The 26,242-nt window shown below is 46.6% G+C and carries 22 protein-coding genes; 2 read left to right on the top strand and 20 right to left on the bottom strand.

Annotated features, from left to right (window positions below):
• Positions 1 to 130 precede the first annotated feature (130 nt).
• The 15 genes from NO989_RS17230 to NO989_RS17160 form a co-directional block, all read right to left on the bottom strand.
• Positions 131 to 1,822: a carbon starvation protein A gene (locus NO989_RS17230; protein ID WP_014951015.1), complete on the bottom strand. Its 1,692-nt coding sequence runs from the start codon at positions 1,820 to 1,822 to the stop codon at positions 131 to 133.
• Between the two features lie 370 nt (positions 1,823 to 2,192).
• Positions 2,193 to 3,590 (bottom strand): flavodoxin domain-containing protein, encoded by a 1,398-nt coding sequence (locus NO989_RS17225; RefSeq protein ID WP_371342945.1) that lies wholly within the window; start codon positions 3,588 to 3,590, stop codon positions 2,193 to 2,195.
• Positions 3,591 to 3,702: 112 nt separating this feature from the next.
• Entirely contained in the window at positions 3,703 to 4,536 is an 834-nt protein-coding gene (locus tag NO989_RS17220; RefSeq protein ID WP_014951017.1) for a DUF4198 domain-containing protein, read from the bottom strand.
• 55 nt (positions 4,537 to 4,591) lie between these two features.
• Positions 4,592 to 5,122, bottom strand: coding sequence for a DUF2271 domain-containing protein (locus NO989_RS17215; protein ID WP_069945082.1), 531 nt, complete (start codon positions 5,120 to 5,122; stop codon positions 4,592 to 4,594).
• Positions 5,123 to 5,168: 46 nt separating this feature from the next.
• Complete coding sequence (locus NO989_RS17210; protein ID WP_342291159.1) at positions 5,169 to 5,768, bottom strand: PepSY-associated TM helix domain-containing protein; 600 nt, start codon at positions 5,766 to 5,768, stop codon at positions 5,169 to 5,171.
• 144 nt (positions 5,769 to 5,912) lie between these two features.
• A complete protein-coding gene (locus NO989_RS17205) occupies positions 5,913 to 6,263 on the bottom strand; it encodes a DUF3325 domain-containing protein (protein ID WP_014951019.1) in 351 nt (116 codons plus the stop codon).
• Positions 6,260 to 7,876: a PepSY-associated TM helix domain-containing protein gene (locus NO989_RS17200; protein WP_342291160.1), complete on the bottom strand. Its 1,617-nt coding sequence runs from the start codon at positions 7,874 to 7,876 to the stop codon at positions 6,260 to 6,262. The genes NO989_RS17205 and NO989_RS17200 overlap by 4 nt, the downstream gene beginning before the upstream one ends.
• Before the next feature lies 1 nt (position 7,877).
• A complete protein-coding gene (locus NO989_RS17195; protein ID WP_202941335.1) occupies positions 7,878 to 8,180 on the bottom strand; it encodes a hypothetical protein in 303 nt (100 codons plus the stop codon).
• Positions 8,177 to 9,550, bottom strand: a complete 1,374-nt coding sequence (locus tag NO989_RS17190) for a tetratricopeptide repeat protein (RefSeq protein WP_342291161.1) — start codon at positions 9,548 to 9,550, stop codon at positions 8,177 to 8,179. Before NO989_RS17190 ends, NO989_RS17195 begins: the two co-directional genes overlap by 4 nt.
• Positions 9,551 to 9,638: 88 nt before the next feature.
• Positions 9,639 to 10,259, bottom strand: a complete 621-nt coding sequence (locus NO989_RS17185) for an energy transducer TonB (RefSeq protein ID WP_014977608.1) — start codon at positions 10,257 to 10,259, stop codon at positions 9,639 to 9,641.
• Between the two features lie 18 nt (positions 10,260 to 10,277).
• On the bottom strand, positions 10,278 to 10,685 hold the full coding sequence (locus tag NO989_RS17180; protein ID WP_014951024.1) for a biopolymer transporter ExbD: 408 nt from the start codon (positions 10,683 to 10,685) through the stop codon (positions 10,278 to 10,280).
• 2 nt (positions 10,686 to 10,687) lie between these two features.
• Positions 10,688 to 11,074, bottom strand: coding sequence for a MotA/TolQ/ExbB proton channel family protein (locus tag NO989_RS17175; RefSeq protein WP_014951025.1), 387 nt, complete (start codon positions 11,072 to 11,074; stop codon positions 10,688 to 10,690).
• A complete protein-coding gene (locus tag NO989_RS17170) occupies positions 11,074 to 12,450 on the bottom strand; it encodes a MotA/TolQ/ExbB proton channel family protein (protein ID WP_371342944.1) in 1,377 nt (458 codons plus the stop codon). Before NO989_RS17170 ends, NO989_RS17175 begins: the two co-directional genes overlap by 1 nt.
• Positions 12,447 to 13,223, bottom strand: a complete 777-nt coding sequence (locus NO989_RS17165) for a DUF3450 family protein (RefSeq protein ID WP_039234921.1) — start codon at positions 13,221 to 13,223, stop codon at positions 12,447 to 12,449. Before NO989_RS17165 ends, NO989_RS17170 begins: the two co-directional genes overlap by 4 nt.
• Before the next feature lie 102 nt (positions 13,224 to 13,325).
• Positions 13,326 to 15,617, bottom strand: a complete 2,292-nt coding sequence (locus NO989_RS17160) for a FepA family TonB-dependent siderophore receptor (protein WP_075177867.1) — start codon at positions 15,615 to 15,617, stop codon at positions 13,326 to 13,328.
• Positions 15,618 to 15,989: 372 nt separating this feature from the next.
• On the opposite strand from NO989_RS17160, the gene NO989_RS17155 reads away from it, so the two are divergent.
• Positions 15,990 to 17,087 (top strand): alpha-hydroxy acid oxidase, encoded by a 1,098-nt coding sequence (locus tag NO989_RS17155; protein ID WP_061486704.1) that lies wholly within the window; start codon positions 15,990 to 15,992, stop codon positions 17,085 to 17,087.
• Positions 17,088 to 17,143: 56 nt separating this feature from the next.
• On the opposite strand, the gene NO989_RS17150 is transcribed toward NO989_RS17155, so the two are convergent.
• The 3 genes from NO989_RS17150 to NO989_RS17140 all read right to left on the bottom strand — a co-directional run bounded on the left by NO989_RS17150 (position 17,144) and on the right by NO989_RS17140 (position 21,356).
• On the bottom strand, positions 17,144 to 17,824 hold the full coding sequence (locus NO989_RS17150; RefSeq protein WP_014951030.1) for a Fe2+-dependent dioxygenase: 681 nt from the start codon (positions 17,822 to 17,824) through the stop codon (positions 17,144 to 17,146).
• Between the two features lie 91 nt (positions 17,825 to 17,915).
• Positions 17,916 to 20,129 carry a TonB-dependent siderophore receptor gene (locus NO989_RS17145; protein WP_061486705.1) on the bottom strand — a complete coding sequence of 738 codons (2,214 nt, stop codon included), beginning with the start codon at positions 20,127 to 20,129 and terminating at the stop codon, positions 17,916 to 17,918.
• Between the two features lie 261 nt (positions 20,130 to 20,390).
• Positions 20,391 to 21,356 (bottom strand): alpha/beta hydrolase fold domain-containing protein, encoded by a 966-nt coding sequence (locus tag NO989_RS17140; RefSeq protein WP_069945089.1) that lies wholly within the window; start codon positions 21,354 to 21,356, stop codon positions 20,391 to 20,393.
• A 403-nt stretch (positions 21,357 to 21,759) separates the two neighbouring features.
• Here NO989_RS17140 and NO989_RS17135 point away from each other — a divergent pair, with 403 nt between their 5' ends.
• On the top strand, positions 21,760 to 22,647 hold the full coding sequence (locus NO989_RS17135) for a TraB/GumN family protein (protein ID WP_069945090.1): 888 nt from the start codon (positions 21,760 to 21,762) through the stop codon (positions 22,645 to 22,647).
• A 244-nt stretch (positions 22,648 to 22,891) separates the two neighbouring features.
• On the opposite strand, the gene tuf is transcribed toward NO989_RS17135, so the two are convergent.
• Both tuf and fusA read right to left on the bottom strand, forming a co-directional pair.
• Positions 22,892 to 24,076: an elongation factor Tu gene (gene tuf / locus NO989_RS17130; RefSeq protein WP_014977498.1), complete on the bottom strand. Its 1,185-nt coding sequence runs from the start codon at positions 24,074 to 24,076 to the stop codon at positions 22,892 to 22,894.
• 63 nt (positions 24,077 to 24,139) lie between these two features.
• Complete coding sequence (gene fusA, locus NO989_RS17125) at positions 24,140 to 26,242, bottom strand: elongation factor G (RefSeq protein ID WP_014951035.1); 2,103 nt, start codon at positions 26,240 to 26,242, stop codon at positions 24,140 to 24,142.

Here is a 26,242-nt window from a genome sequence, read left to right as displayed (position 1 = left end):
GCGAAGTTCATCGAGGCTCGAAGTGAAAATACTTCAACGAGAAGCCGGATATACGGACGCAAACCATTTTAGTCAAACAGCATGTTTACTCTTGCAATAAAGGGGGAGACCATATACAGGCCCTAGTGACTTATCCGTTGGCTTGCTCTTTTTTAAGCTTCGATTCCTTTTTGAGTTTTGACACCACAGAAAAAGCTTCAAGCATAACAAGCACAGACACAATAAGTACTACTGCGTCTAAGAACACCAATAGATAGTTACCTTCAACGTAGTATTCTTTAAGTTTAATAAGCCCAGCAAAGAAGGCCATAATCAGTACAAACACCATTGGAATCAGCGTATATTTCGCTGGTCGACCTAATTTAATCAGCATAACCGAGATTACTAACAGGGTTAAACTGGCTAGTATCTGGTTAGTAGAACCGAATAACGGCCAAATAATCATACCGCCACTGCCTGACGCACCACCTGCACCGAAGGCCAGCAATAAACAACATCCAACAGCTACGAGCGTTGCAACCACGCCGTTCTTAAGTGCACCAATTGAATAGATATCGCCCCATTCTTGGATTATGTAGCGCTGCAGACGCACGCCCGAATCCATGGTGGTGCCAGCAAATAGAACTACCATTACCGCAAGGATCGTTGACGAGAAATCTACCGGCAACCCCCAACCCTGCTGAATTAGGTTCGCACCACCAGTGATAAATGCACCCACGCTACCCGCACCCAAATGGCTGTATACTTCGTGCCATTCTTCTGGAGAAGCTGCAAACGCAACGCCGCTCACAGCGACAATGGTAATAAGTGCCAGTGAACCTTCACCGACCGCGCCTAGGTAACCAACAAAGCGTGCATCGGTCTCTTTGTCTAGCTGCTTAGAGCTGGTACCTGAAGACACAATACCGTGGAAACCAGAAACGGCGCCACACGCAATAGTAACGAACAACAGCGGGATAAGACTTGGGGAATCGACAGCAGTTTGAGCGTTAAACGCTGGCGCCGTGATATCCGGCATAGCAAAGAACACTGCACCATAAAGCAGGAACAAGCCAACAAGTAACTGCATACCGTTAATGAAATCACGAGGCTGTAACAGCATCCAAACTGGTAACAGCGATGCAATAGCGGCGTAAATAAATAAGATAATGATCCAGTTTGCTTTATCTGCTAAACCAAACATGGTTTCCGGCAGACTTAGTGGGATATAACTGCCCGCATACACCGATGCGTAAAGCACAATAATCCCCACAATACACAAGGGTATGAGGCTGAAATTACGTTTAAGCAATTGACCTATCACTAATGCAACTGCGATTGCCATCCAAGCTGGGAATACCGCATTGGGTTGGGAGACAAAAGAGTTCGCGATAACCACGCCAAATACCGCATTAACCATTAAGAGTACTAGGAAGATCACTATCATAAATAGTGAACGAGAGCGTTTTCCGATGACGGTCTCAGACAGCGCGCCCATTGATTTGCCTTTGTGGCGTGCGCTAGCCCATAGAGCGCCCATATCGTGCACACCGGCAAATAATATCGTACCGAACACAACCCAAAGTACCGCAGGAACCCATCCCCAGTAGACAGCAATAGCTGGACCTACGATGGGTGCTGCCCCCGCCACGGAAGTGAAATGGTGCCCCCACAATACAACTTTATTGGTGGGAACATAGTCCACCCCATCTTTCATTGTATGGGCTGGTGTTACAAAGCTATCATCCAACTTAAATATACGGCTCGCAATAAACTTCGAATATACGAACCAACCGAGCAACATTCCGATGATACCCAGTATAACAATGGCAATAGACTGCATACTGTTGTCCTAATTTGTTTTATCGACAGGCCCTAGGGCCTATTGTTCTTTGGTGTACGAATTTTGGTTTAAACGTACAACAAAGGTCAGCAGCCCCTAGCCTGTTGATTTTCTTATTTTCAGTTCAAACATTACACCAATTATCGGTGGCGAAAGGTCATACCTGAATAAGAAAACACCTATTTAAGGTATGCCCAACGTACTGTTGCGCATATTTAAACATGCGACAAGGCAAGGGCCTGACACATTAGACTAAAGTCTAACTCAAAGTTTGGGATTTAGCTGTAAGGCTTTTGAGGTTTATTAGCGATGATTCAGCGGTGAAACAGGAAAGCGTAAAACAGACATTAGTTGCCTGCTGTTCTCCACATTAGTAAAGGTCGCGATGATAACGCCCTTCGTCAGCTAGCACATTGTATGCTTGTTCCTCAAGTATAGACCGCAATGCTTTATCAACGCCTTGGCCCATTCCCTCAAAGTGACCACATACATATACTTGTCCGGTATCACCTAAGAAGGATTTTACCTCATCTCGCTGCTCTACGAGGCGCTGTTGAACATAGCCCCCGTTTTCTTGACGGGAGAAAATCACTGACTTTTTGAAAATACAGTCACTATTTTGAAAAGGCGATAGTGTTTTATCTAGCACGTCATCTTGCGCAGGATTACGCTCGCCAAAAAATATCCATACTGGCCCTGCGTTCTCAAGTAATGCGCGCTTTGCAAGCTGTGCTCGTACCCCCGCAATACCGCTACCCGCCGCAATCAAAAGCAATGGGCACATTGTGTCTGCAATAATCGCGCTGGTATTTTTACGAATGTAGGCCTGTACTGACTGAGAAAGAGGCAAGGAACGAGTAAGTAAGCCTGAACCTATCCCGAGTTGGCCGTTGTCTTTAACCAGCTGTCGAACTACAAGCTTTACGTCGTGCTCTTGTGGTACCGACGCTATGGTGTAGCTTCGGCTAACTGTTGGTTCCCCTGCTTGCTGAGGAATAAGTACTTCCAACACGTCACCCGCTTCCCATTGTTCATGTAATTCTTGTGTCTGATTAGAATGGTCAACGTTCAACGACAAGCCGAACAGGCCTGGCGACGCTGGGTTTGAAGGTTTGCTCTCAGAGTGGTTAGAGGGTTGGTTTGAAGTCTCGCCAGAAGCTAGACTTATTTCATTTAATTGAACCCGATTTTTCAGTGTGAAAGCATGGGTGGGGTGCTGTTCATCCTGTGGCAACGAACCAAGCAAAGACAAATGCTCACCTTTCCCTGAATCTAATGTCGTTAGCGGAGAAAGCGCACGTGCGCCTAGTGCACTGATATTATCAAACAACGTGACTGCGAATTGGCAAAACGCGGCGTATTGCTTATCGCCTAATCCCACCACTTCAAAAGACAGGTGGGACAGGTAATCAGATTGATTCGACGACGCTTTTTTTAGCGCTTTACTAAAGGTTCTACCCGCATCAGGGGGTTCGCCTTCACCGTAGGTACTCACAACAAAAATGACTTTCGACACACTACTTAGCGTGTTGAGTTTCAAAGATGCCATGGACACTACCGACGTTTGCTCTTGCTGTGATAGCGCCGCGGCCTTTGCGCGGGCAATTTTTTCAGCTGTACCGGTTTGGCTTGCGTATACGACAAGGGTCTCCTCGCCTGATACCGCATAGTTGTATTGCTTTCGATGTTTAAAAAATAACACCGCTACCCACAGCATATACAGGCCAATGCTTACTATTGCTATGAGTAGACGGTGTGTTTCTGTCATGTGCTTAACTTTTATGCCGTTGTATTGAAATAGCTAGAAACTTAAGAGGCTGTTGCTCTGTGAGTATTCAAAGAACGTTTACAGCCCCTAGCTGCGCAATAACGTACGGTTATTACAGCGGAAGTACTTCAAATGTGCCTGAGTAGCTACCGTTACGAGACGTTGCAGGCTTTTGCGCTTTATCGTCTTCATAGCCAATTTCTACAAAGTACATACCGGCTTGCGGCCATGTAATTTCAATCTGACCATTTTTGTCAGACGTGACTTTAATCGTTTCCTGATCATTTCTGTAGCGCATACCACCGCGCACAACTTCCACCTCGGCGCCAACCGCTGGCTCACCGTCAATAAGTAACTTGAACGTTGCCGTTTCGGTGGCGAATAAATCATTAGGGTGAGTCACTGGCACTAGCTCCAAACCCACGTTATCAGGCGTGAACACCTTGTTCGATGGCGCACCAAGAGTAACAAACGTTTCTACGCGGCGAGAGCTTTGCATTACGCGAAGATCTTTTGCTTTCTTAGGCACGGCTGTTGCGAACTCTTCCGGCTTATATTCTTCACCACGGCCCGGCCACATCTTGCGCTTGCCTTCTTCATCTCGCCAAAATGCGCGAATACCATTGCTGGCAGACGTCAGTTTGTATGTACCTTCTTTGTTTAATTTCAAATCGAACGTGGTTCGGTACTTACCGCGTGCCATATTTTCTACGTCTACGGCTTCACCCTCTGGCGATTGAACCACTAAGTTACTGGCGTTCATTGCGAAGTGGTCAGGGTGAAAAATAGTATTTGAAATAGCAGCATCAAACGTCACGTAAGCTTCTTCACCTGATAGTACGGTAGAGCTTGGAAGTAACCACGCGCGATGCGCACTGGCTGAAAATGACACGGCAAGTGTTGCTGCTAGCGCAATGGCTGAAGCTTTTACTGATAGTTTTTTCATAATGTCCTCTTATTGGATCTCTACTGAGTGAGCGTTGAATTAGCGCCTCAGCAGATTAGTCTTCCAGACGCAGTACTACACGCCCAAGTTCTGAATTTCCTTTCACCTCTACCGGTAGTGACGCAGCAGATAGCGGTAATGAAAATGGCAGAGACAGTACTTCTCTTCCGCCTACTTCTCGTGATGCCTCAACGCGAAGCGTGTAATCGCCCTCTGGCAGTTGTGCTAACGCTTTATTTAACTGCGAATCAAGGCTGTAATCGCCTGGACCTTTTGTTGCACTGGTAAGTCCGTCGTAAGGCAAATCAAGGCTTCGTCCACCACGACGCCACCATTGGCGCAAGTCTTTAAGCCACTCTTTCCCTTTGTCTTCACGCATTTCAACGTCGTACCATACGGCAACTTGAGTAGCCTTGCGTTTACTGTCTTCAATCCACACGGCAAGATAAGGTTTGTGATATTCAGCCACATCAAGTTGCGGTAAGGCCACGTCAAGTTTGGCTTGGCTTGCAGCGTGAATAGCGCCAGAGGCAAATGTCATACTTAATAAAGTCGATGCGATAACTGCGCCTTTTCGCATTTTCATGTAAACACTCCTTAAAATTGTGTAGGTAAGTGCCACTAGCGTCGCGCTAGTGCACAAACAGTAAAATAATGACAAACGGGATGAGCACACCGAGCGTAGTAATGGGCCAAGTAGACGCGCGCGTTTTCGAGTGACGCATTAATAGTTGCAGCCCAGTTACGCTAAAAATAATGCAGGCAACAGCGAAGATATCGATAAACCAGCGCCAGGCATTTCCCGTGTTCCGCCCTTTATGCAGGTCATTGAAATAAGATATCCATCCTCTATCAACGTTTTCATAAGTCACTGTGCCAAGTTCAGCATCTACTGCTATCCAACTGTCAGCACCGGGTCCAGGCCAAGCGGCATAAAATTCAATACCATCCCACTCTCCCGTCACCGATGAAGGTAGTGAAATGCCCTCTTGCGACTGCATAAACGCGACGAGTTCGCTTGGAATGGCTATGTCACCGGTGTCCAGAGAAACCAATTGTTCGACAACCAACGGTGGTAAGCTTGATTCAGCTGACGTTACAGTTCTGTTCGCTGGAATGTCTACAGCGTGATTTAGCGTAATCCCCGTTAGGGCAAATAACATCATCCCGACCAGACAGACTGCGCCACTAATCCAGTGCCATTGGCGGATGCCGCCTAAAGAAAAACTCATAATTTCGTTGCTAACTCTCTGTACTACTCGGTGATATTGATTAATTCAACGGGCTAGATAATACAGATATTTCCATCCTTTTCAATGTAAATGAGATTTATTCTCATTATTGTATTTTTTGCTCAACAACCTTTAAGTATTGCTTCACTTTTCGCGTAAACGAGGCCCCCAAAAAGCGACAAGCAATAGGTAATTACACACCACGGTGTAAAGGGTAGGTAAATAGGTAAACGTTGCTGAAACCATCACGCTTGCAAGCTGTAAAAGCCCTATCCATACCACCACGCCAATTTCAGTCTTCCACACGTCTATGCAGTTCATGAGGCTTATTGCCATAAGCAAATACGCCAAACTATGAAGCACAATTAAAAGTAATGGTGAAGGTGTGCTGGTCAATCGGGTGATACCTGCATGCTTCTTGTTGCCAAGCGAAAGTAGTAAGAAACTCAAATAAGTAAGCACAAATGCGAACACCACATCCAGAATGATACTCATATTAATGCCTCGCTGTTGTCACCTTGCGGCTTATTTTGGGGAGCTCTGTCTTTTCGCTTAGGTGACGGTGTGCTTTTCACCCGTTTTGCTTTCACGGCTTTGGCTCTTTTGACGTGGTAAGCAGCATAGCCGAGTACTGCCGCAAGTGTTATGCACATAAGGTCAAAACCCACTCTCAGGCTATCACCATTTGCAACCGCAAAATCTAGGCCTGTTGCTGAGGTGAGGTGGTCAAGCAAAGGGACAAGCGCAAACAACACTGCTGCAAAGCCAAGTTGAATAGCCCACCCTTTTTTGTCTCGCCAAATAAACCCTGCAACCACACACACCAGCCATATTGCGAAAAACACCTTAATTTCCCATAAGCTTCGAGACGTTAGGTCAGCAGGAAGTAGCCTGTTTACCCAAAAGTAGCCGCCGGTTGCACACATTAACCCTGCAATGCTGCCTATGTTGCTGCCCCTGACCAGTTCAAAACCAAACTCTCCAAGCTGCTGCTTTGCCCGTTTCACTACCCACAAAACAGAGCCCGTTCCCACCATAATGGTACCCAGAATACCGGCAAAAAATAGTAACCAGCGAGTGAGGGTATCGGCGAAGCGCGCTTGATGTAACATATCCAAATAGTTATACGTCGCCTGGCTGGCGTTAGCGGCCACTGACGCTGGGCGCTCGTTTATGACTTCGCCTTGTGCGTTAAATACCAGTGCACTACTTCCCCCACGCCCCGCACTTAACTGCGTTCGATTGTTCCCATTTAGCGTAAACTGAGCGTTAGCTTTACCCGGGTGAGTAATAGATAAGTTTTCAACCGGCACCTGCCATGTGCGCTCAGCGTGAGCAATCATCGAAGAGATAGGTAAGGCCAATAAGGCATTAATGTCTGGCGAAGCTAGATTTTGCTGCTGCGCATTCTGGCGTACTTCTGTACCTTGAGGACGGTGCCGCACGCGCTCCTCGCTGTTAAAAGGCAATAGCGTGGCGCCTAATAGAATCAAACCAGAAAAAGTGATCATGATATGAAATGGTAGTGCTAGTACCGCACTAATGGCGTGCCCATCTATCCAGCTCAGCAGCTTCTTCTTTGGCCTGAACATAAAGAAATCGGCAAAGATTTTTCTGTGCATGATGACGCCGCTGATAATAGCAACAAACATCATCATACTGACTACGCCTACTATCCAGCGTCCAATGGTTCTGTCGATACCGTATAACTCGAAATGAAAACGATAAAGGAAGTTGCCACCGGCCGTTTCCCTTACTTTTATCTCTTCACCCGTGGACGGGTTCAACATGACCCGTGGTCCTCGACGACGCTCGTTACCTGCATTAGCGTCGCGCCACGACAAGTCGAGTGTATTCGAGCGCGCATCTGGTAGTGAGAGTTGCCATTCACTTGCATTGGGCGCATTGATCGCAAGATAACGTAAACCGTGCTCTAGCGCCTTTTCGCTGGGTACTGCGGCGTGTTGTTCTGGCTGCATCCAATAGGTTATTTCGGTTCTAAAAAACGACAGCGTACCGGTGAAAAAAATAGCAAAGAGTAACCAACCAACAAGTACCGAGCTCCAGGTATGAAGCCACGTCATAGACTTTCTGACATTCCCTTTCATGCTAAAGCCCTGTACTGATTGAATAAAGACATAAGGCTAACGCAGAGAACGCTGTCATTATGATGGACGCCTTTTTCGTCGTATCAAAGATGAACGTAAAAAGGATGAAGGTGCAGTAAACACAAAAGAACAGCATTCTTACCAGCACTTCGTGTTCTCGTCCGTCAGCCCCTATAAAATTGGCGATAGCGCTGCTTAGCCACGCTGAAAAAGCGTAGCCCAATGCCACAGCAATCAGCGTTCTAAGTGCGACATCCAATCGTTCACGATTTATGGCGACGCGGTTTACCGTTTGGCTCTTCATATTGTGTTCTTCACTAGGTTTTCTAGTGACTGGATGTTGCCAAGTAAATCAGAACGGGATGGGTACGATTTATAGACTTGTCGTAAAAGCGTAAGTGCATCTTGGTACTGACGCTGATCTATGGCAATTTGCGCACGCCCGAGCATGGCGCGCTGTTTAACGTCGGCGAGTGACTCAGCTCGCAGATAGGTCATTTTGGCACGTTCGACGTTGTTCTGTTGACGATAAAGTGAAGCAAGAGATAACAGCGCCTCTCCATTGTCAGGGGCGTCAGCAATGGCTTTGGTTAAAAGGGAAATTGCCGTTTTGCTTTGCCCTTTGCCCATAGCTAACCGAGCTTTAAGTACATTAAGCGTAGCTGCTTGAGTGGTCGTGAGCTTTTTCACATTGTTGTCGGCAGCTTGCGTTAATTTACCTAAATCAAACCACTGCTCATTAGCCGCTAAGTAAGCCGCTATTTTGGAGTAAGCGTCGAAGCCTTCCCCATCTTTGTCGGTAATGAAAGTCTTCGCATGGGTAGCCAGTATGTCTGCTGCGCGCCGCGGACTGCCGTCAGAAACGTGCAATTTGGCCACTGAAATCAAGTTCGACAGCGAGCGGTCACCTAAAGAAAGGGCAGTCTCTAAGCTGCTCAGCGCCTTTACCATGTCACCCTGCTTTAACGCTATTTGTCCCCGTTGGAGCCAAAGCTGCTGATTACTTTCATCATCTACCAACATTTCGCTTAGCAAGCTTTCCGCCTGTGCAAGTGCATTACTTTCAATAAGCGCGAACAATAAGCCTTGATACCATTGCTTGTTTTCAGGTTCGAGCATTAACGCATTTTGATAAGCACCAATAGCGGTGACAGGTTTGCCAAGCTGAACATTGGTATAGGCTAGCTGCCCGAAAAGTTGGGCATCTTGAATACCTAGCTCTACGCTTTTAGTTAAATGAGTGCGTGCTTTGGCCAATTTATCTGTCATTAAATACGCCATGCTCAAACTTCTGTGCGCCGATGGAAGGTTTGGCATAGCATCGATAACGTCCAACAGCACTTTTTCGGCAAGTGAGTAGTTTTTCTCATTCAATAGCACTTGTCCGTAAAGCTCACGCAAGCGTGGACTAAATTGAGAAATATCCTGGGTTGCAAATGCGCTGGCAACGTTTGAATAATTGCCTGCTTGCAAGTCGGCCTGAATGCGCCCGATAAACTCACCTTCTTCACGGGATATACGTTCACGATGATCATCTCTATGATGCTGACGCATGACAAACTGCCAATCGGGTTCTTCCAATTCCACCGTTATTTTCGCACTTGCTGGCTTAACAAAAGCCAGCGCGCTCACTACACAGCTGAGGACAGTTACGGCTGTAATCTTGTTTAACATTGTCTCAATCAACCTCTAAATTCTTTAGCTTCTATTTCGCTTTATTGCGATAAAACCAGGCCTTTATAAAGCCTCTATTAAGCTTCTATTAGGCCTCTATAACTACAGGCCAAATAAAACGCGCCTTCACCGCTTCATCTTCTTTGTAGGGCGATGTAAATTTGCTGGCTTTAACAAAACGCATTATTTCTTTATTGAGCTCGTGATGCGGGTTCTCGACAATATCCATCAGCTTTACGTTGCCGTGTTCGTCAATAATGACGTCGAGCTTTACAATCACCCGCTTGATACCTTGCTTTTTAAGTCGCTTGGGGAAACGTATTTTGACCGGAGTCAGCAAGGTAGGCTTTGAATCCAGTTCGCTTAGCCCAAAGGCGTCCAATTCAATATCAGGCATATCCCATTGGGTTTGGGTCACTTTGACATTTGGCATGTCGGGCTTTGGCACTTGAATATCTGGCTCAACACTTAAATCCGCCATGGTCATGGCTGCGCCACTGCCCTCTACCTGCATAACAAGTTCAGTCTCTTCCACTACATTTTGCGTTTTAGGGGGCGGCGGCGGTGGAGGCGTTACCGCAATGTCTAACTTGCGCACAACCATAGTGTCGGGCTGCAGATTAGACAAAAAGTGCCCTAGCCACATAACGCCAAGCGCACTAACGAGCACCGCACCGCTAAGTAGAGAAGGTTGAAGATTGTATTTCATTGAATTTTGCCTCGTTCGCTATGGCTTCAAAGTGGCGATATTGACCGTGTCGGCACCTGCCAGTTTGGCTTCATCTATGACTTCTACCAGTAATTCAGAGCGAACGGCTTTATCTACCTGAATGACTACTGGGCGTTGTTCTTTCATCAACAATTGCTCAACGGTAGAGCGCACACCGCTCACACCGATATTGGCACTGTCATACACCACTTCACCGGTTCGGGTAATTGCCAGCATAATGGCCATTTGATCGAGCTTTTGTGCTGATATTGCCTGTGGTTTATCTACCTCTACCCCAGTCTCTTTTACAAACACTGTTGAAACGATAAAGAAAATTAAAAGTATAAAAACCACGTCTAGTAGCGGAGACATATCAATGCCTTGCGCTTGCTGGTTTTCAAGGCGTCGCTGTAATCGACTTGCCATGTTTACGCCTCCCTTGCTACGGCGCGCTTTACCGCACCATTAACAAACATCAACAAAAGCCAGCCAGGAATAGCCAAGGTTAAGCCAAGCTGAGTGGTAAAAAGTGCATCGGCAATGCCACCAGTGACGACTTGACTATCGACACCTAACGACATCATTCCGGTGAAACTCACTTGTAGGCCTGCAATTGTTCCTAGCAGGCCCATCAAGGGAAGAGCACTAACCAGTACGGCAGGTACCATTTCTCGCTTTGTTAGCTCTTTCTCTCCATCACGCACTTGGGCTATCTCTTTGCGTGTAGTAAACAACACAAAGATTTGCTGGTAAGCAAACCATGCCACCAGCAGCATTAACCAACACAATGCATTCCCCGCTAGCTGTTCAATCATTAGCTTGCGCTCGCTTGCTGTTGACCATCACTCTTTTGGTCGCTTTTCTCAGCAACGTCAGGCTCGTCATTGCTAAGTACAAGCGCGAAACTTTCGAGCTCTTCGTAGTAATGTCGCGCTTTGCGAGAGAGTACGGCATTTAGAATTAATGCCGGTATGGCCACAACTAAGCCTAACTCTGTCGTAACCAAGGCTTTAGCGATCCCGCCAGAAATAACTTCGGGGTCGCTTGAGCCAAATGCCGTCATCATTCTAAAGGTTTCAATCATGCCGCTTACCGTACCTAGAAGACCTAGTAAGGGTGCAACGGCAGCAGTTACAGCAATGGTGCCGTTGTATTTTTCAAGCTTGATTTTGTCTTGCTGGAGTGCAGAAAACAGTTCATCGTCGCGTTCAGTTGGCGTGCTTGCGCGCTTAGTTATGTCATACAGCTCGCGCTGCATGCCATCAAAGAAGCCCACACCTGAACTGCCCACCATGTTCACCAGAGCTTTGCCTGATGCTACTTGCTTAACCTTCGGTAAGCGCCATAGCTGAATAACTTTAAACAGTGCGATAAGCGTAGCGAGAAGGGCAAACAAAACGATAGGGATCACCCACACTCCGCCTTTCACAACATGTTCAATTACCCCTTCTGACGCTTGCTCGCGCGTTGCTGCGCGGCCAAGGGTAGGATCTATTTTAATGCTGCCATTGCCGCTGCTTGCCAAGCTTGCAAGGCTTTCGGTATCCGTATCTGAAAAAGTGGACGTAGAGGTAAACAGGTCTTGCTTACGCTCTGCCGTACCCGCAACGTTTTGTGCTTGCGCCAGATACCACGTCACCGGGCCAAGAGTAAGCACTTTTGCTTGGGTCACTTCGCCATTCGCCAGTACAACCTTTCCTGCACTGAAATTAGGGGTTTGTTGATTGGCAAACTCTTTCGCTTTTTCACCCACTTTCTGGACTTTGTCAGACAAGCTCATTTCGCTTAATGACAGACTGTCTACACCAGTTTGAAGCAGGAAACGGCTCAACAAATTTTGTTGGAACTCTTGTTGCTCGCTCCAGCTCGATAGGCGATTTTCTAACTGTGAAAGACTAAGGGTTCTTTCGTCCATTTTACGGCGGGCTACCGTGGTTTCATTGCGCAGTTTCATTACCTGCTGTTCAAGCGCGCGCAATTCATTAGCCAGCGCTACCCGCTCTTTACTAATTTTGCTTTCGGTGCGATCCAGACGCGCTTTCGCGTCTTTAATATTGGCCAGCATGCTATCTTCAGGCGCTGCCACTGCCGGTACACAAACCACAGCAGCACACAAAGCAACACATGCTGCAATGAGAGAGGATCTCAACATTGGATTAAATGCTGTGAGAACGTGAGAAAAGCATTTCATTCGCCTTCTCCTTTAGCCAGTGTAAGTGGTAAAGAAACAAAATCAGGTTCATGCTTTTTCTCAAAAATAGCGACGGCAAGCGCTACCGATTCGCTATCTACATTGTCACTGAATTGCCACTGCCACTCGCCATTTTTAACGCGACCGGCCCCCTGATATTGACCATCGGCGTTGGTAAACCACGCATAGCTGCTGCCAACAAAGAACTGCTTAACTAATACATCTTTGTCATCGGGAGCACGCATTACGGTTTCGTTAACCAGAAGTTTGCTATTGAATTGCGCAAGGGATGAAAGTTTTGCAAGGGTAACCTGAAGCTTATTTGACGTGTCGGCGTCAGCCGCTAATTCGGCTTGCTCTTTATCCCACGTCTGGCGAATAATTTCAGGCAGCGACGAGTAAAGGCTGTCTACTTGCCCTATTACTCCAGTCAATGCACGCTCTACCCCACCCTGTTGTGCTTCAAGCTCACTTTGCTCAGAAAGCAGTGCTTCTCGCTGGGCTTCTACGTCGGTGGTTGCAGCCTTACTTTCGTCAATCATACTCTGCAGCTGAGTACGTTCAGCTTTAAGCAGTTGAATACGCTGACGTAATGCAGGCTCTGATTCACGCCACTCGTTTTCTAGCTTTTGCGTCTGGCGCTCAATGCTAATCCACTTTTCAGTGAGCCCGTCGATATCGCTGGCTTTTGTTGCTGCCATCACAATACCTGATGAGGCCACGGCAAGTGATACCAGTACAAAAGAAAGCGCTGCACTTCTTTTAACTTTCATTCAAATCCCTTACATCTCTTAGCTGAATTAATGAGATTGCCGGCACGTCGATATCGCTATCGAGGCCGGCATTTTTAATGTCTTGTTACTGCTTGCTAAGTATTAGAACTGGTAAGTAGCAGACAACAAGAAGCTTCTTTCTGGTTCATTGAAAGTATTCGCCCCTGCGTTAGATGCTTGTGTACCTTCACGCTTAACGCTTTCGTTAAACAAGTTCTTAACCGACACGTTGAAGCTTAAGTTTTCGTCGAACGCGTAAATGGCGTTAATGTTGGTGATGGTATAGGCTTCGCGATCATCAGCTTCGATAACGGCGCCCGAATTAACGCTGGCCGTAGGGCTTTCTGTCTCACCATAGTGTTGAGCGCTAAGCACAAGCTCAAGTGCATCGGTGGCTTGCCAGCTTATTAGCGAGTTCACTGTGTAGTCAGGAACGATAGATAATGGCTGGCCAGTAGATTTATCTTCTGACTCAAGCATCACGGTAAAGTTGGTCGACCACTCAATAGTGCTGGTTACAGGGAACAACAAGTTACCTTCAAGGCCAGAAATAACCGCTTCAGGAACGTTAAACCACTGGAATACCTGAACGTTGGCCTCGCCACCTTCTTCGCCAGGTAACACATACTCTGGCGGTACATTACCGGTGCCAATTTTGTCTTTATAGTCGTTGTGGAAGTAAGTAATACCCGCGTTCAAGCCCTCTTCGTTGGTGTAGTTAACACCAATTTCTTTGTTTACTGAGGTTTCGTGCTCTAGGTCAGGGTTTCCTAGAATGTGACACCCGCCACCTAGGTTAGAGAAGTCAACTGGGCAACCATTACCTCGGGTGTAGTACACGTAGTTAGGGTTTAATTGATAGAGATTTGGTGCTTTAAACGCACGGCTAATACCACCTTGAACCACAATATTAGGCGATGCCTGCCATGATGCATTCAAGCTCGGGCTAAGGTTTGTACCCGCTTTGCTGTGATCATCAAAACGTAGTCCAGGCGTAAGCGTGATTGAATCCGTTAGCATGATGTTGTCTTCAACATACACACCTACAAGCGTGGCGTCGGTTTCAGATGGACGATTTTCTGGGTCAGTCTCTACACCAGGAATAGTACCGTCATCAACCACGTTCAGAGAAAGCTGATTGCTAACTGAATCGTCTAGGGTCTCTTTGCGGTATTCCGCACCAAACGTTGCGGTTTGATTGAAGCCGCCTAACGTTAAAGGCACATTCCACTCGGTCTTTGCCGTAATGTTCTCTAATTTGATGGTGGTCATCTCAAGGCTATTAATGCGACCTTCACCACCACCTGCAGAGCCTTCACCTAAACGGCTGTTAGACGTGCTTTCGTATTGGATGTAACTAAATGAGTCGCCGAAGTCATATTCGCCATTGTGTGTTACGCCGAACGTACGACGGTGCATTACTAGTGTTTCTTCACCAATTAGGCTCTGAGCATCAGTTTCTGCCAGGTCTTCAGGTTCAGGTATGATGACGTTGCCGTTTTCATCAACGGGGTAGCTTACGCCTTGAAATGCATTGTCACCGGCATAGCGGTTGCCTTGGCGGCTATAGGCTGCTTCAAAGTCCCAGCGATTAATTTCATCTTGGTCGAATCGAACAAGAGTACGCACGTCGATGTTTTCAACACCTTCACGTCCTGCACCTACCGCTTTTGCTGTACCGCCGCGGCCCGTTGTTACGTCTGTTGCGTCTAAATTTACGCGTGGGTCGTCAGCGTCCTGTTCGTTGTAGTTAACAATAGTACGGTGAGAGAAGCGCTCAGATAAAGGCGCACTTGTTACTAGGTTAAAACGACGGTTGTCGCCTTCGTATTTATTTGAAGAAAGCTCGGTCTGAGCGGTGATAGAGGTAGAAGCTTCATCAGGAGACTTAGTGATAATATTGATAACACCACCTGATGCGCCAGAGCCATAGCGAGCCGCTGCTGGACCACGAATAACTTCAATGCTCTCAATCGCTTCAGCTGGAACCCAGTTGCTGTCGCCCTGTGTGTTTCGCTCGCCTGAACGGCCCATTTTTACAGAGTTACGCGACAACACTGGCTTGCCGTCAATTAAAATAAGCGTATTTTCTGGACCCATCCCGCGAATGTCGATTTGACGTTTGTTGCCATACTGTCCTGAGCTTGAGTTACCTGTAAGGTTGATACCCGGCATGGTTCTTACAATTTCAGCGATATCGTTAGTGACAGGACGACGTTTGAAATCTTCTTCCGTAATGATAGACACGCCTTGGGCTTGCTTCAGCTCTTCAGACGCAGATTGCACAACGGTGGTGTCGAGCGTTTCTATCTCTTCGCTTTGCGCCAGCACACCCGCTGACAACATGGGAAACAGGGTTCCTAACAAAATAATGCGCTTACCATTTACAGGCATTTGATAATCCTTAATGTGTTGAGTGTTGGCCAGCCAGTGGCTCGCCATTTCAAAATGTTGTGTCTTGTTACGCGCGGCTTGTCTTCATAAATGGCTCTACCGCCAAACATGAGCAAAGCACTAACTATTTGAGTTAGGGCAATTGGTGTGATTATTGTTATTCCAAGAAAGAATGCCCAAAAGTGAGACTATCCGTAGAAACTTGCATCCCCTGTCTGTCATAGGGAATTTTCATCGCTTTATTTCTCTTCTTATTTGCAAGAAGTGGCTAATCGTGCTCAAATCGCACTGCATCTTAATGACAATTATTATCATTTGCAATTTAATTAATATTGAAAGGCTTTTTACTTTCTTTACATAAAACTGACGAATATGCTTAAAACACCGCTAAATACAATTCCTAAAACCCTTGCAGCACTGTCTGATTACGAGAACCTGGCTCGGGAGCGACTAACTCCACAATCGTGGGCGTATATTGCCGGTGGCTCTGCAGATGAATTGTCGATGCGAAGAAATCGAGAAAAACTAGACGACCTGTGTTTACTTCCCCGCGCTTTGAAAGATGTCAAACTGGGGGGAACTAAAACCACCTTGTTAGGGCAGCAGTTTGAACACCCTATAATTTCAGGGCCTGTTGCTTATCAAGCGTTAGCGCATCCCGATGGTGAGATTGCGACGGCGATGGCAACACAAGCTCAAGGCGGCTTATGGGTGATGAGCACACTAGCCAGTTGCTCCTTTGAAGATATATCTAATCAGGTGGAAAGCCCCCGCTGGTTTCAACTCTATGTTCAACCTACCCGTTCACAAACTCTAGAACTCATACAAAAAGCAGAGCACTTTCAGTTTTCAGTATTGGTAATCACCATCGATGCGCCAATTAACGGCTTGCGAAACCGTGAGCAGAGAACTGAATTTTCGCTCCCTCCAAATGTGCGCGCGGTCAATATAGATACGCCTCCTCCCTTAGCACACCCCGGAGAAGGCAAGAGCGTGGTATTTCAAGGGCTTATGGCACAGGCTCCTATATGGGAAGATATTGCTTTTATCCAGCAACACACGTCATTGCCCATTGTGTTGAAAGGTATTCTTAATCCACTGGACGCTCAAAAAGCAGCGGAACTTGGCGTAGCGGGTATTGTAGTGTCGAATCACGGCGGCCGTGCTTTGGACAGCGTGCCTTCACCGGTAGAAATGCTTCCTATTATTCGCCAAACGGTTGGTGATGAAATGATGGTACTGGCCGACAGCGGTGTGCGCAGAGGCGCTGATGTGGTAAAGCTCATGGCACTGGGTGCTAACGCCGTGCTTATTGGTCGGCCTCTGATGTACGGGTTAGCCACGGCGGGGGCATTAGGTGTTGCTCACACTATTCGATTGTTGAGAGACGAGCTTGAAATGACAATGGCGCTTTGCGGCGTAGGCTCCATAGAAGAAATAAATAAGCACTGTTTATGGCCCACAGCTTAGTCAATTTCTTAGAAAATTTCACCGCGCAAACACGCATGACTTGCAGGTCTTTAAGCTTAGGTTTCACTCCACTGTCTTAACAGATTGTGATACACACCCGAAAGCCTGACAATTTCAGCGTTATTAGGCGTCTCGGCGCTAAGTGCCTGAATACTCATATCTAAGTCGTACAGAATACGGCGTTGTTCAGCACTTCTTACTAAACTCTGCATCCAAAAAAAGGACGCGAGTCGACGGCCTTTTGTAACTGGCGTCACTCTATGTAAGCTGGTGGAGGGATACATCACCATATCGCCCGCAGCGAACTTTACACGTTGTTCTCCATAGGTATCTTGGATTACGAGTTCTCCCCCTTCATATTCTTCGGGCTCACTAAGAAAAACCGTCATTGAGATATCTGTACGAACCTTTACAGCAGTTCCTGCCACTCGCCTAATGGTATTGTCGATATGATCGCCAAACTCTCCTTCACTCTGATAGCAGTTGAACATGGGAGGGTATATTTTGTTTGGTAATCCTGCTGCAAGAATATGCTGCGACTGACCCATCAAGCTCAAAATGAAATCTCCGAGCTGACGTGCCGTGGGAGAATCTTCAGGCAACTGCAGGTTCTTCTTGGCATGTAACGCTAAATGCCCCGCTGTTACAGCGCCATCAACCCAATCGGCTTTCTCAAGAAGCGACACCGCATCGGTGACTTCTTGTTTGGTAAGGAAGTTCTCAATTCTAACCAGCATGATGTTCCCATTGTGGCAAAGCGAGTAAAATATAAAAAACCAGCCAGAGGTCTTTTTACCTAAGACTGGTTTTATAATAACGAATACTCAATTAGAAAGTATAGTTAGCAAAGACAGCTACACTTCGAGGGTTCCCTGGACGGAAGTGCCCTTTAGCGCTGTAATCTACCACGTACTCTTCATCTGTTAAGTTATCAACGTTTAACTGAAGCTTTAGATCCTCGGTCACTTGATAAGATGCCATTAGGAAAAGCGTAGTGTAAGAATCGACCGTGAAATAAGCCGTATTTCTGCGCCAGTAGGTTTCACCAGAGTTGTAATAGATACCACCGCCCACATTCAGTTTGTTATCCATTGCAGCATAGTTAACCCAAATGTTAGCCGTATCATCTGGCGACGCTTGTAGACCGTTACCGATAGAATCCGCTGTCGTGTCCTGGGTAACTTCAGTATCTAAACTCGCATAGTTTGCAGAGATTGATAGTGAGTCCGTTAGCATACCTGTAACACTGACTTCATAGCCTTTAGACTCTTGCTCACCCGCTAGCGAATACACTGTGACACCGTCTTCAATATTTTGTGAATCGACCACGTCTTTCGTAGTTTCAAACACAGCACCGCTAACAAGTAGCTGGTCGTTAAAGAACTGCCATTTCACACCAAGTTCAGTGGTTACTGCATTTTCAGGCCTTACCGCATTTTGTGCGGCGTTGGTTGATAGCGCTAACGCTACGCCGGGCGGCTGCTTAGAATTACTGTGACTTAGGTAAATATTACCGTTCTCTGTAGGCATATAGCTCACCGCTGCACCGTAGCTAAAGTAGCTGCCTTGAGCGTCGAGCCCATCGAAACAACCGCTACGTCGACCACACGCAGAACCGGAGATATCAAAATCGTCATAACGCGCGTTAATGTCTACTTGAAGGTGCTCACCGACTTTGATGGTATCTAGAAGATATAAGGCTACCGTGCTCGCATCGCCCGAAGTGTCATTGCCGCTACGCGTTGTGCCACCTGTTACAAACACGTTGTTTTGCAAGTCGAACGGGTTAATGGTGGGAGCTTCCAACACATTGCCTTGCCCATCGACATAGGTGTAATTTGCTGTCACACCAAAACTGGTACGCTCTTCTTCTGCTACTTCTGCACCCAGCACAACTCGATGCTTCAAAGCCCCTGATTCAAGTGAAAGAATTGCGTCTAGTTGTGATACAAATAAATCAGTCTCTTCGTCCAATGCTTGCAAGCGCTCAGCATTCAATAGGTTAGCTTCTTCACCTGAATTCCACCACGGACGACCAATTACTGACTCTTTTTCGTTGCTACCAAAACGGGTTTGGCTACGAAGCGTTACCACGTCGTTTACTTTGTGATTGATAACTAAGGTGTACATTTGTGTCGACACTTCTTCGAAGTCACGGCCCGGAACACTGTAATATTCGTCCCATAAACCCGAATCTATCGGTCCTTCGGGCTGACCTGTAGCTTCTGCAGCCGCTGAAGTTAGGAAGGGAAGACCAAGCACCGGAACGTTATCCTGCTCCATCACAAATACATCAAGGTTTATGTCTGTTGCTTCATTCACTTTATAAAGTAATGAGCCCGCCGCACCAGTGGTTTGGTATTCCTCAACGCCATTGTCAAAGAAGTCACCGCCATCGCTGTATAACAGGTTTAAACGGCCGGCAACATTCTCAGAAAGCTTCTTATTGTAATCCAGTGTTACACGTGCGTTTTCGAAGGAGTCATAGCGACCTGACACTGCACCAAAATCCTCAAGTCGCGCACGTTTAGTTGCCAGGTTAACGCTACCACCACCGGTAGAGCGTCCGTCTAACGAGCCGCTTCCGCCCTTGATAACTTCTACAGCTTCGTAGTTGAAGGTATCGCGGCTGTAACCGGCTATATCGCGAATACCGTCTACATAGATATTTGAGCGTGCATCAAAACCACGAATGGTGACCTTGTCGCTGGCAGACACGACACCGCCACCACCTTCACCACCACCAAACGTTGATACGCCTGCAACGTTTCGAAGCGCATCGTTTAAGTTGGTAATCCCCTGATCTTCAAGAAGGCGTTCTGAAATCACGTTGATCGAACGAGGGGTATTCGCGATGGGTTGCGTTAGCTTTACTGAAGAGGTTTCGTCAACTTTATAACCCGCTTCTTCGGTAGCTTGAACCTTAGTGGTCTCTAACTCTTGAACTGCGGTATTCTCTTGTTGAGCGAGTGCGGTTCCAAATGGTATTGCTGCGGTGACTGTCAGCGCTAGTGCGCTTTTTTTTGTATTCATTTTCTTCATGAAAAAGAAGTCCCTTTAGTGCTTTTAAGTGTGTGATTAAATGCCTAAATGTACCGAGTTGAATTTTGGCACCGAGTAAAATACAGAGAGATTAAACTAAATGCAAATTATTATTATTTGCATATGCTTTTACAAATTTACACTAAACTGACAGTCAGAACTGATAAAACGCGGGTTGATTAAGAATAAGCACAAGCTTATATGGCTTTCTTTTTCATTGGCTAAAGGTGTTTTGTAACAGTATGGTTTTGTAGAATTGAGCTAGAGATTCTGTAAGAAAAATGCCCTTAGTTCATCATAAGTCATATAAGACTCTGGAGTTTCATGGGCAATGAGGTATTCGGCATGAGACAGTCCTTCCACAATCTCAAGTTGACTCGTACCGTTGAAATCGCGAATTTTTCTATGCAGACGGACTGCATCGCTTAAAAATAGATCGCGTGTTCCTGCCACGATGAAAACAGGCGGAAACGAAGTAAAGTCACCATAAATAGGCGAAACACTAGGGTGTGATAAGTCGATAGTTCCAGCGTAAAGCGCTGCCGCAGATTGTAGTAGCCCTTCGTAGGTAACCAGCACACGATCAGCACCTTCATTAACTTGTCGACTATCCCCTGCCTGCGTTAAGTCTACCCATGGTGTGCCTGTATAGATAGCGCAAGGAAGGCTTATACTCTCGGCGGCCAGTGACTGTACAAGTGCAAGAACCAGCCCGGCGCCTGCAGATGTCCCTCCAACGAGTATGCGACGACTGTCAACGCTATCTAAAAGCGCTAGGTATACAGCTTTTAAATCACAAAGCGCGGCAGGTGCTGGGGCATGTGGCGGCATAGCGTAATCTACACTCAATACGGTTATTCCTAACCGTGATGCAATCAATAACCCTTCTTCAATACTCGGCAAGCCGCCAAAAAATACATAGGCGCCCCCATGCACGTCTATATAAACATAGTTTTCAAAATGCGGTGACACCTCTTTCGGCGTGAGCTTACGAACTGTTACGCCGGCTATTTCCAGTAACTCCACACTGACACCTAATTGTTTACGCATGTTCTTTATTTTTTTCTTTTGCTGCGCATTTCGTTGCTGCACGAGCTCCCGCCAACTTGCAGCATCTTGAGGTACCGTTGCCTTAACCTCTGCGATAGGTGTCGTCGGAAATTTTTCGATAGCATGCTTAAGAGCATCACTAACGGTCTGTGTTTTTGGTTCGTTAGGTTTTGACATTATTTGCAGTGTTAAAGTTAATAAGCAGCGAGTTGGTGCCAAGAATGTATAAATCCTACCAGCCTACACCGAATATGGAGTGCATAGCGTAACGTATTCACTCGCCCGAAGCTTCAACATATAGTTTATACCAGTCCGCACAGATAATTACTCACTCAGCGAGAGTTAAAATGTTCGCGACCGCGGCGTGTTACCGCAGGTATAGTGGTTCTACATCAAGGTGACACAACAAAGTGTAATAAAATCTGTATTGAAGATCAGTCCTTACTTGGTTGTGCATCTGATATGATTGGAAATACTAGTCGAGCGCAGTGTGTTTTGGGGGCAGACAGGAAGAATTAAGCTGCATGTAGCCAATACACTGTAAGACATCTTGGTAGAATAATTAATAAGGATATATACAATGAAAAGAATACCCCTTCGTAAATGGGCAATGGCGGCAAGTTTCGCTATTTCGGCAACAGCCTTTGCAGGAAATGTAGAGCACGACCAGACCTCGGTTTGGAAAGTGTCGAAAGGCGATGATGCGGTTTATGTAGGTGGTACAATACATATTCTGCCAATCTCTGAATTTCCATTGCCCGCTACGTTCACTGAAACCTATGAAAAAAGTGACACTTTAGTTTTTGAAGTAAAAATGCCTGCCCCAACGGATATTGAAGGTCAGCAAAAAATGATGGCTGGGCTAGCTTACAAAGACGGTAAGTCGCTTAAAGATGATGTATCAGAAGAGACCTATCAGGCTCTCAATGTTTATTTAGCCAACTTTGGCGCAACAGCCGATCAGTTAGCGCAATTTAAGCCAGGCATGGTTGCATCAATGCTGGTAGCTATGGAAGCACAACGCTCTCAGCTAGCTGGACAAGGTGTAGATGCCTACTTCATGCAGTTAGCTGCTCGCGACGGAAAAGCCAGTGAATATCTGGAATCGTTAGATTTTCAAATCAGTATGCTTGCCAATATGGGAGCCGGTGAAGAAGACCGCCTCATTTCTGAAACTTTGGAAACGCTACCAGAGCTAAAAGACATGCTTAAAAGCACCATAAAAGCATGGAGAGAAGGGAATACTCAGAAAATCGATGAAGTGGTGGTAGACACATTCAAACGTGAGTCTCCCGCTTCGTACGACGATGTTTTTACTAAGCGCAACCAAAACTGGCTACCTCAAATCGAAGCCATGTTTGGCGATGATGACCAAGAATTTGTCTTAGTCGGTGCTGGCCACCTAGTTGGCGATGACAGTGTTATCGCCTTATTAAAGGCGAAAGGCTACAAAGTCGAGCAAATGTAACCCCCCTTGTTGCTACCGACCTAAATATCAAAGCTAGGCATAGCCCTAGCTTTTTTATGCCTATTACAGAGGGAAATCGCTCTCTAAACCTGACACCGCAGGGCTGCGGTATCGGAGCTCTTACATAAAAGCAAGGATGGGTTTACGGCGTGTTTCAGAGGGCACAACAATCACGAACTAAATCGCAGGCATAAAAAAAGCGCACCTAAGTGCGCTTTTTTTGGCTTGTGTTGCTAAGTCTAGATTAGTCTAGGATCTTAGATACAACACCAGCACCTACTGTACGACCACCTTCACGGATTGCGAAACGAAGACCTTCTTCCATCGCGATCGGAGCAATTAGCTCAACTTTGAATTTAAGGTTGTCACCAGGCATTACCATTTCTACGCCCTCTGGAAGCTCTACAGCACCAGTTACGTCAGTTGTACGGAAGTAGAACTGTGGACGGTAGCCTTTGAAGAATGGAGTATGACGGCCACCTTCATCTTTAGATAGTACGTATACTTCTGCTTCGAAGTTAACGTGTGGAGTGATTGAACCAGGCTTAGCTAGTACTTGACCACGTTCAACTTCATCACGCTTAGTACCACGTAGAAGAACACCAACGTTCTCACCTGCACGGCCTTCGTCAAGAAGCTTACGGAACATCTCAACACCAGTACAAGTAGTCTTAGTAGTATCTTTGATACCTACGATTTCTACTTCTTCACCAACCTTGATGATACCTTGCTCAACACGACCCGTTACAACTGTACCACGGCCTGAGATTGAGAATACGTCTTCGATTGGAAGAATGAACGGCTTGTCGATTGCACGCTCTGGCTCTGGGATGTATGAATCAAGCGCTTCACCAAGCTCGATGATTTTCTTTTCCCACTCTGCGTCGCCTTCAAGCGCTTTAAGAGCTGAACCTTGGATAACTGGTAGGTCATCACCTGGGAATTCGTATTCGTTAAGAAGTTCACGAACTTCCATTTCTACTAGCTCTAGAAGCTCTTCATCGTCAACCATGTCACACTTGTTCATGAATACGATGATGTAAGGAATACCAACCTGACGACCAAGTAGGATGTGCTCACGAGTTTGTGGCATAGGGCCATCAGTCGCAGCTACTACTAGGATACCACCGTCCATCTGAGCAGCACCAGTGATCATGTTTTTAACGTAATCAGCGTGTCCTGGGCAGTCTACGTGTGCGTAGTGACGAGTAGGAGTATCGTATTCTACGTGTGAAGTAGAGATGGTGATACCACGTGCTTTTTCTTCAGGCGCGTTATCGATTTGATCGAAAGCCTGTGCGTTACCACCGTAAGTCTTTGAAAGAACTGTAGTGATTGCTGCAGTTAGCGTAGTTTTACCGTGGTCAACGTGGCCGATTGTACCCACGTTTACGTGGGGTTTCGTACGTTCAAACTTTTCTTTTGCCATTTTTCTCGTTTCCTAAGTTAAAAGTCCGACCCACCAATAGACCGGACCGAACCTTCATTTAGATTAAATTCTAGATTCAATAATAGCCTGCGCCACATTGTTCGGCGCCTCAGAATAATTGAAGAACTCCATTGAGTATGAAGCACGACCTTGTGTTTGTGAACGCAAGTCAGTTGCGTAGCCAAACATTTCTGAAAGCGGCACTTTAGCACGTATTATTTTAACACCTGCGACGCCATCTTCCATACCTTCGATCATGCCGCGGCGACGATTAATGTCACCAACTACATCACCCATCCAGTCTTCTGGAGTAGTCACTTCAACTTTCATTGTGGGTTCAAGTAACACCGGATTTGCTTCTGCGGCGCCTTTTTTGAAACCCATAGAGCCGGCGATCTTAAACGCCATTTCAGAAGAGTCAACGTCGTGGTATGAACCGTCAAACAACGTAACCTTTACATCAAGTACTGGATACCCTGCAAGAACACCACTTCGCATCTGCTCCTGAATTCCTTTATCGACCGCTGGAATGAACTCTTTTGGTACCACACCACCGACGATTTCGTTCACAAATTCGTAGCCTGAACCTTCTTCTTGAGGCTCAATGCGCAGCCATACATGACCAAATTGGCCGCGGCCGCCTGACTGACGAACGAACTTCCCTTCAACTTCAACAGATTTACGAAGGGTTTCACGATAAGCAACCTGAGGGTTACCTACGTTACATTCAACTTTAAATTCGCGCTTCATGCGGTCGACAATGATATCAAGGTGAAGTTCACCCATACCTGAGATAATCGTCTGGCCAGTCTCGTCGTCAGTTTTTACTTTGAATGACGGATCTTCAGCTGCAAGCTTGCTTAGGGCTATGCCCATTTTCTCTTGGTCAGCTTGCGACTTAGGCTCAACCGCAATTGAAATTACCGGCTCTGGGAACTCCATACGCTCTAGCGTAATAACATGATTAGGGTCACAAAGCGTATCACCGGTTGTTACATCTTTAAGGCCAATGGCCGCAGCAATGTCACCTGCGCGTACTTCTTTAATTTCTTCACGGTCTTTCGCGTGCATTTGCACAATACGACCAAAGCGCTCACGCTTGCCCTTAACAGGGTTGTAAACCGTATCACCCGTGTTTACTACACCAGAGTAACAACGGAAGAAGGTTAGCGTACCCACAAATGGGTCGGTCGCTATTTTAAATGCTAGCGCTGAGAACGGCTCATCGTCGCTTGAATGACGCTCTGCTTCTGTCTCGTCTTTGTCGTCAAGTACACCAGTGATGGCCTTAACTTCTGTTGGAGACGGAAGATAATGAATAACAGAGTCTAGTACTGCCTGAACACCTTTGTTTTTGAAGGCACTGCCACAGGTGGCAAGAACAATTTCGTTGTTCAGCGTACGCTGACGAAGGCCTGAACGAATTTCTTCCTCAGAAAGCTCTTCACCTTCCAAGTATTTATTCATCAGCTCATCAGATGCTTCTGCAGCCGCTTCGATCATTTCGGTACGGTACTGCTCAGCGGTATCTAAATATTCAGCCGGAATGTCTTCATAGGTAAATGTCATACCCATGTCTTCTTCATTCCAGTTGATGGCTTTCATCTTCACAAGGTCGATGACGCCATGGAAATTCTCTTCAGCGCCCATGTTGATTTGAATCGGAACACAGTTTGCGCCTAAACGCTTGCGGATTTGACCCACAACACGTTCAAAATCAGCGCCAGCCCGGTCCATCTTATTAACGAACACAAGGCGTGGCACTTGATATTTGTCAGCCTGTCGCCAGACTGTCTCTGATTGAGGTTCTACCCCAGAAGACCCACAGAAAACAACAACTGCACCGTCTAGTACACGCAATGAACGCTCTACTTCGATAGTAAAGTCAACGTGTCCAGGGGTGTCGATGATGTTGATCCTGTGTTGATCGAACTGTTGCTCCATACCAGACCAGAAACAAGTCGTTGCAGCAGACGTGATAGTAATACCACGCTCCTGCTCTTGCTCCATCCAGTCCATGGTAGCAGCACCATCGTGCACTTCACCGATTTTGTGAGACAGTCCTGTATAAAACAGAACACGCTCTGTGGTCGTGGTTTTACCCGCGTCCACGTGAGCCACAATACCAATATTGCGATAACGCTCAATCGAGGTCTTACGAGGCAT

It is taken from the genome of Alteromonas sp. DY56-G5 (assembly GCF_041414725.1).
In the GTDB taxonomy this organism is placed as follows: domain Bacteria; phylum Pseudomonadota; class Gammaproteobacteria; order Enterobacterales; family Alteromonadaceae; genus Alteromonas; species Alteromonas macleodii.
Note: the sequence above shows the minus strand (reverse complement) of the source record. Positions and strands in the feature narration are given on the sequence as shown.

Coding starts and splice junctions, on each gene's coding strand:
- NO989_RS17175 (WP_014951025.1), bottom strand. CDS start 11,074: ATGATTGAACAGCTAGCGGGGAATGCATTGTGTTGGTTAATGCTGCTG.
- NO989_RS17210 (WP_342291159.1), bottom strand. CDS start 5,768: ATGAGTTTTTCTTTAGGCGGCATCCGCCAATGGCACTGGATTAGTGGC.
- fusA (WP_014951035.1), bottom strand. CDS start 26,242: ATGCCTCGTAAGACCTCGATTGAGCGTTATCGCAATATTGGTATTGTG.
- NO989_RS17150 (WP_014951030.1), bottom strand. CDS start 17,824: ATGCTGGTTAGAATTGAGAACTTCCTTACCAAACAAGAAGTCACCGAT.
- NO989_RS17225 (WP_371342945.1), bottom strand. CDS start 3,590: ATGACAGAAACACACCGTCTACTCATAGCAATAGTAAGCATTGGCCTG.
- NO989_RS17230 (WP_014951015.1), bottom strand. CDS start 1,822: ATGCAGTCTATTGCCATTGTTATACTGGGTATCATCGGAATGTTGCTC.
- NO989_RS17200 (WP_342291160.1), bottom strand. CDS start 7,876: ATGAAAGGGAATGTCAGAAAGTCTATGACGTGGCTTCATACCTGGAGC.
- NO989_RS17195 (WP_202941335.1), bottom strand. CDS start 8,180: ATGAAGAGCCAAACGGTAAACCGCGTCGCCATAAATCGTGAACGATTG.
- NO989_RS17185 (WP_014977608.1), bottom strand. CDS start 10,259: ATGAAATACAATCTTCAACCTTCTCTACTTAGCGGTGCGGTGCTCGTT.
- NO989_RS17205 (WP_014951019.1), bottom strand. CDS start 6,263: ATGAGTATCATTCTGGATGTGGTGTTCGCATTTGTGCTTACTTATTTG.
- tuf (WP_014977498.1), bottom strand. CDS start 24,076: ATGGCAAAAGAAAAGTTTGAACGTACGAAACCCCACGTAAACGTGGGT.
- NO989_RS17155 (WP_061486704.1), top strand. CDS start 15,990: ATGCTTAAAACACCGCTAAATACAATTCCTAAAACCCTTGCAGCACTG.
- NO989_RS17170 (WP_371342944.1), bottom strand. CDS start 12,450: ATGAAATGCTTTTCTCACGTTCTCACAGCATTTAATCCAATGTTGAGA.
- NO989_RS17180 (WP_014951024.1), bottom strand. CDS start 10,685: ATGGCAAGTCGATTACAGCGACGCCTTGAAAACCAGCAAGCGCAAGGC.
- NO989_RS17215 (WP_069945082.1), bottom strand. CDS start 5,122: ATGAAAATGCGAAAAGGCGCAGTTATCGCATCGACTTTATTAAGTATG.
- NO989_RS17145 (WP_061486705.1), bottom strand. CDS start 20,129: ATGAAGAAAATGAATACAAAAAAAAGCGCACTAGCGCTGACAGTCACC.
- NO989_RS17135 (WP_069945090.1), top strand. CDS start 21,760: ATGAAAAGAATACCCCTTCGTAAATGGGCAATGGCGGCAAGTTTCGCT.
- NO989_RS17220 (WP_014951017.1), bottom strand. CDS start 4,536: ATGAAAAAACTATCAGTAAAAGCTTCAGCCATTGCGCTAGCAGCAACA.
- NO989_RS17140 (WP_069945089.1), bottom strand. CDS start 21,356: ATGTCAAAACCTAACGAACCAAAAACACAGACCGTTAGTGATGCTCTT.
- NO989_RS17160 (WP_075177867.1), bottom strand. CDS start 15,617: ATGCCTGTAAATGGTAAGCGCATTATTTTGTTAGGAACCCTGTTTCCC.
- NO989_RS17165 (WP_039234921.1), bottom strand. CDS start 13,223: ATGAAAGTTAAAAGAAGTGCAGCGCTTTCTTTTGTACTGGTATCACTT.
- NO989_RS17190 (WP_342291161.1), bottom strand. CDS start 9,550: ATGTTAAACAAGATTACAGCCGTAACTGTCCTCAGCTGTGTAGTGAGC.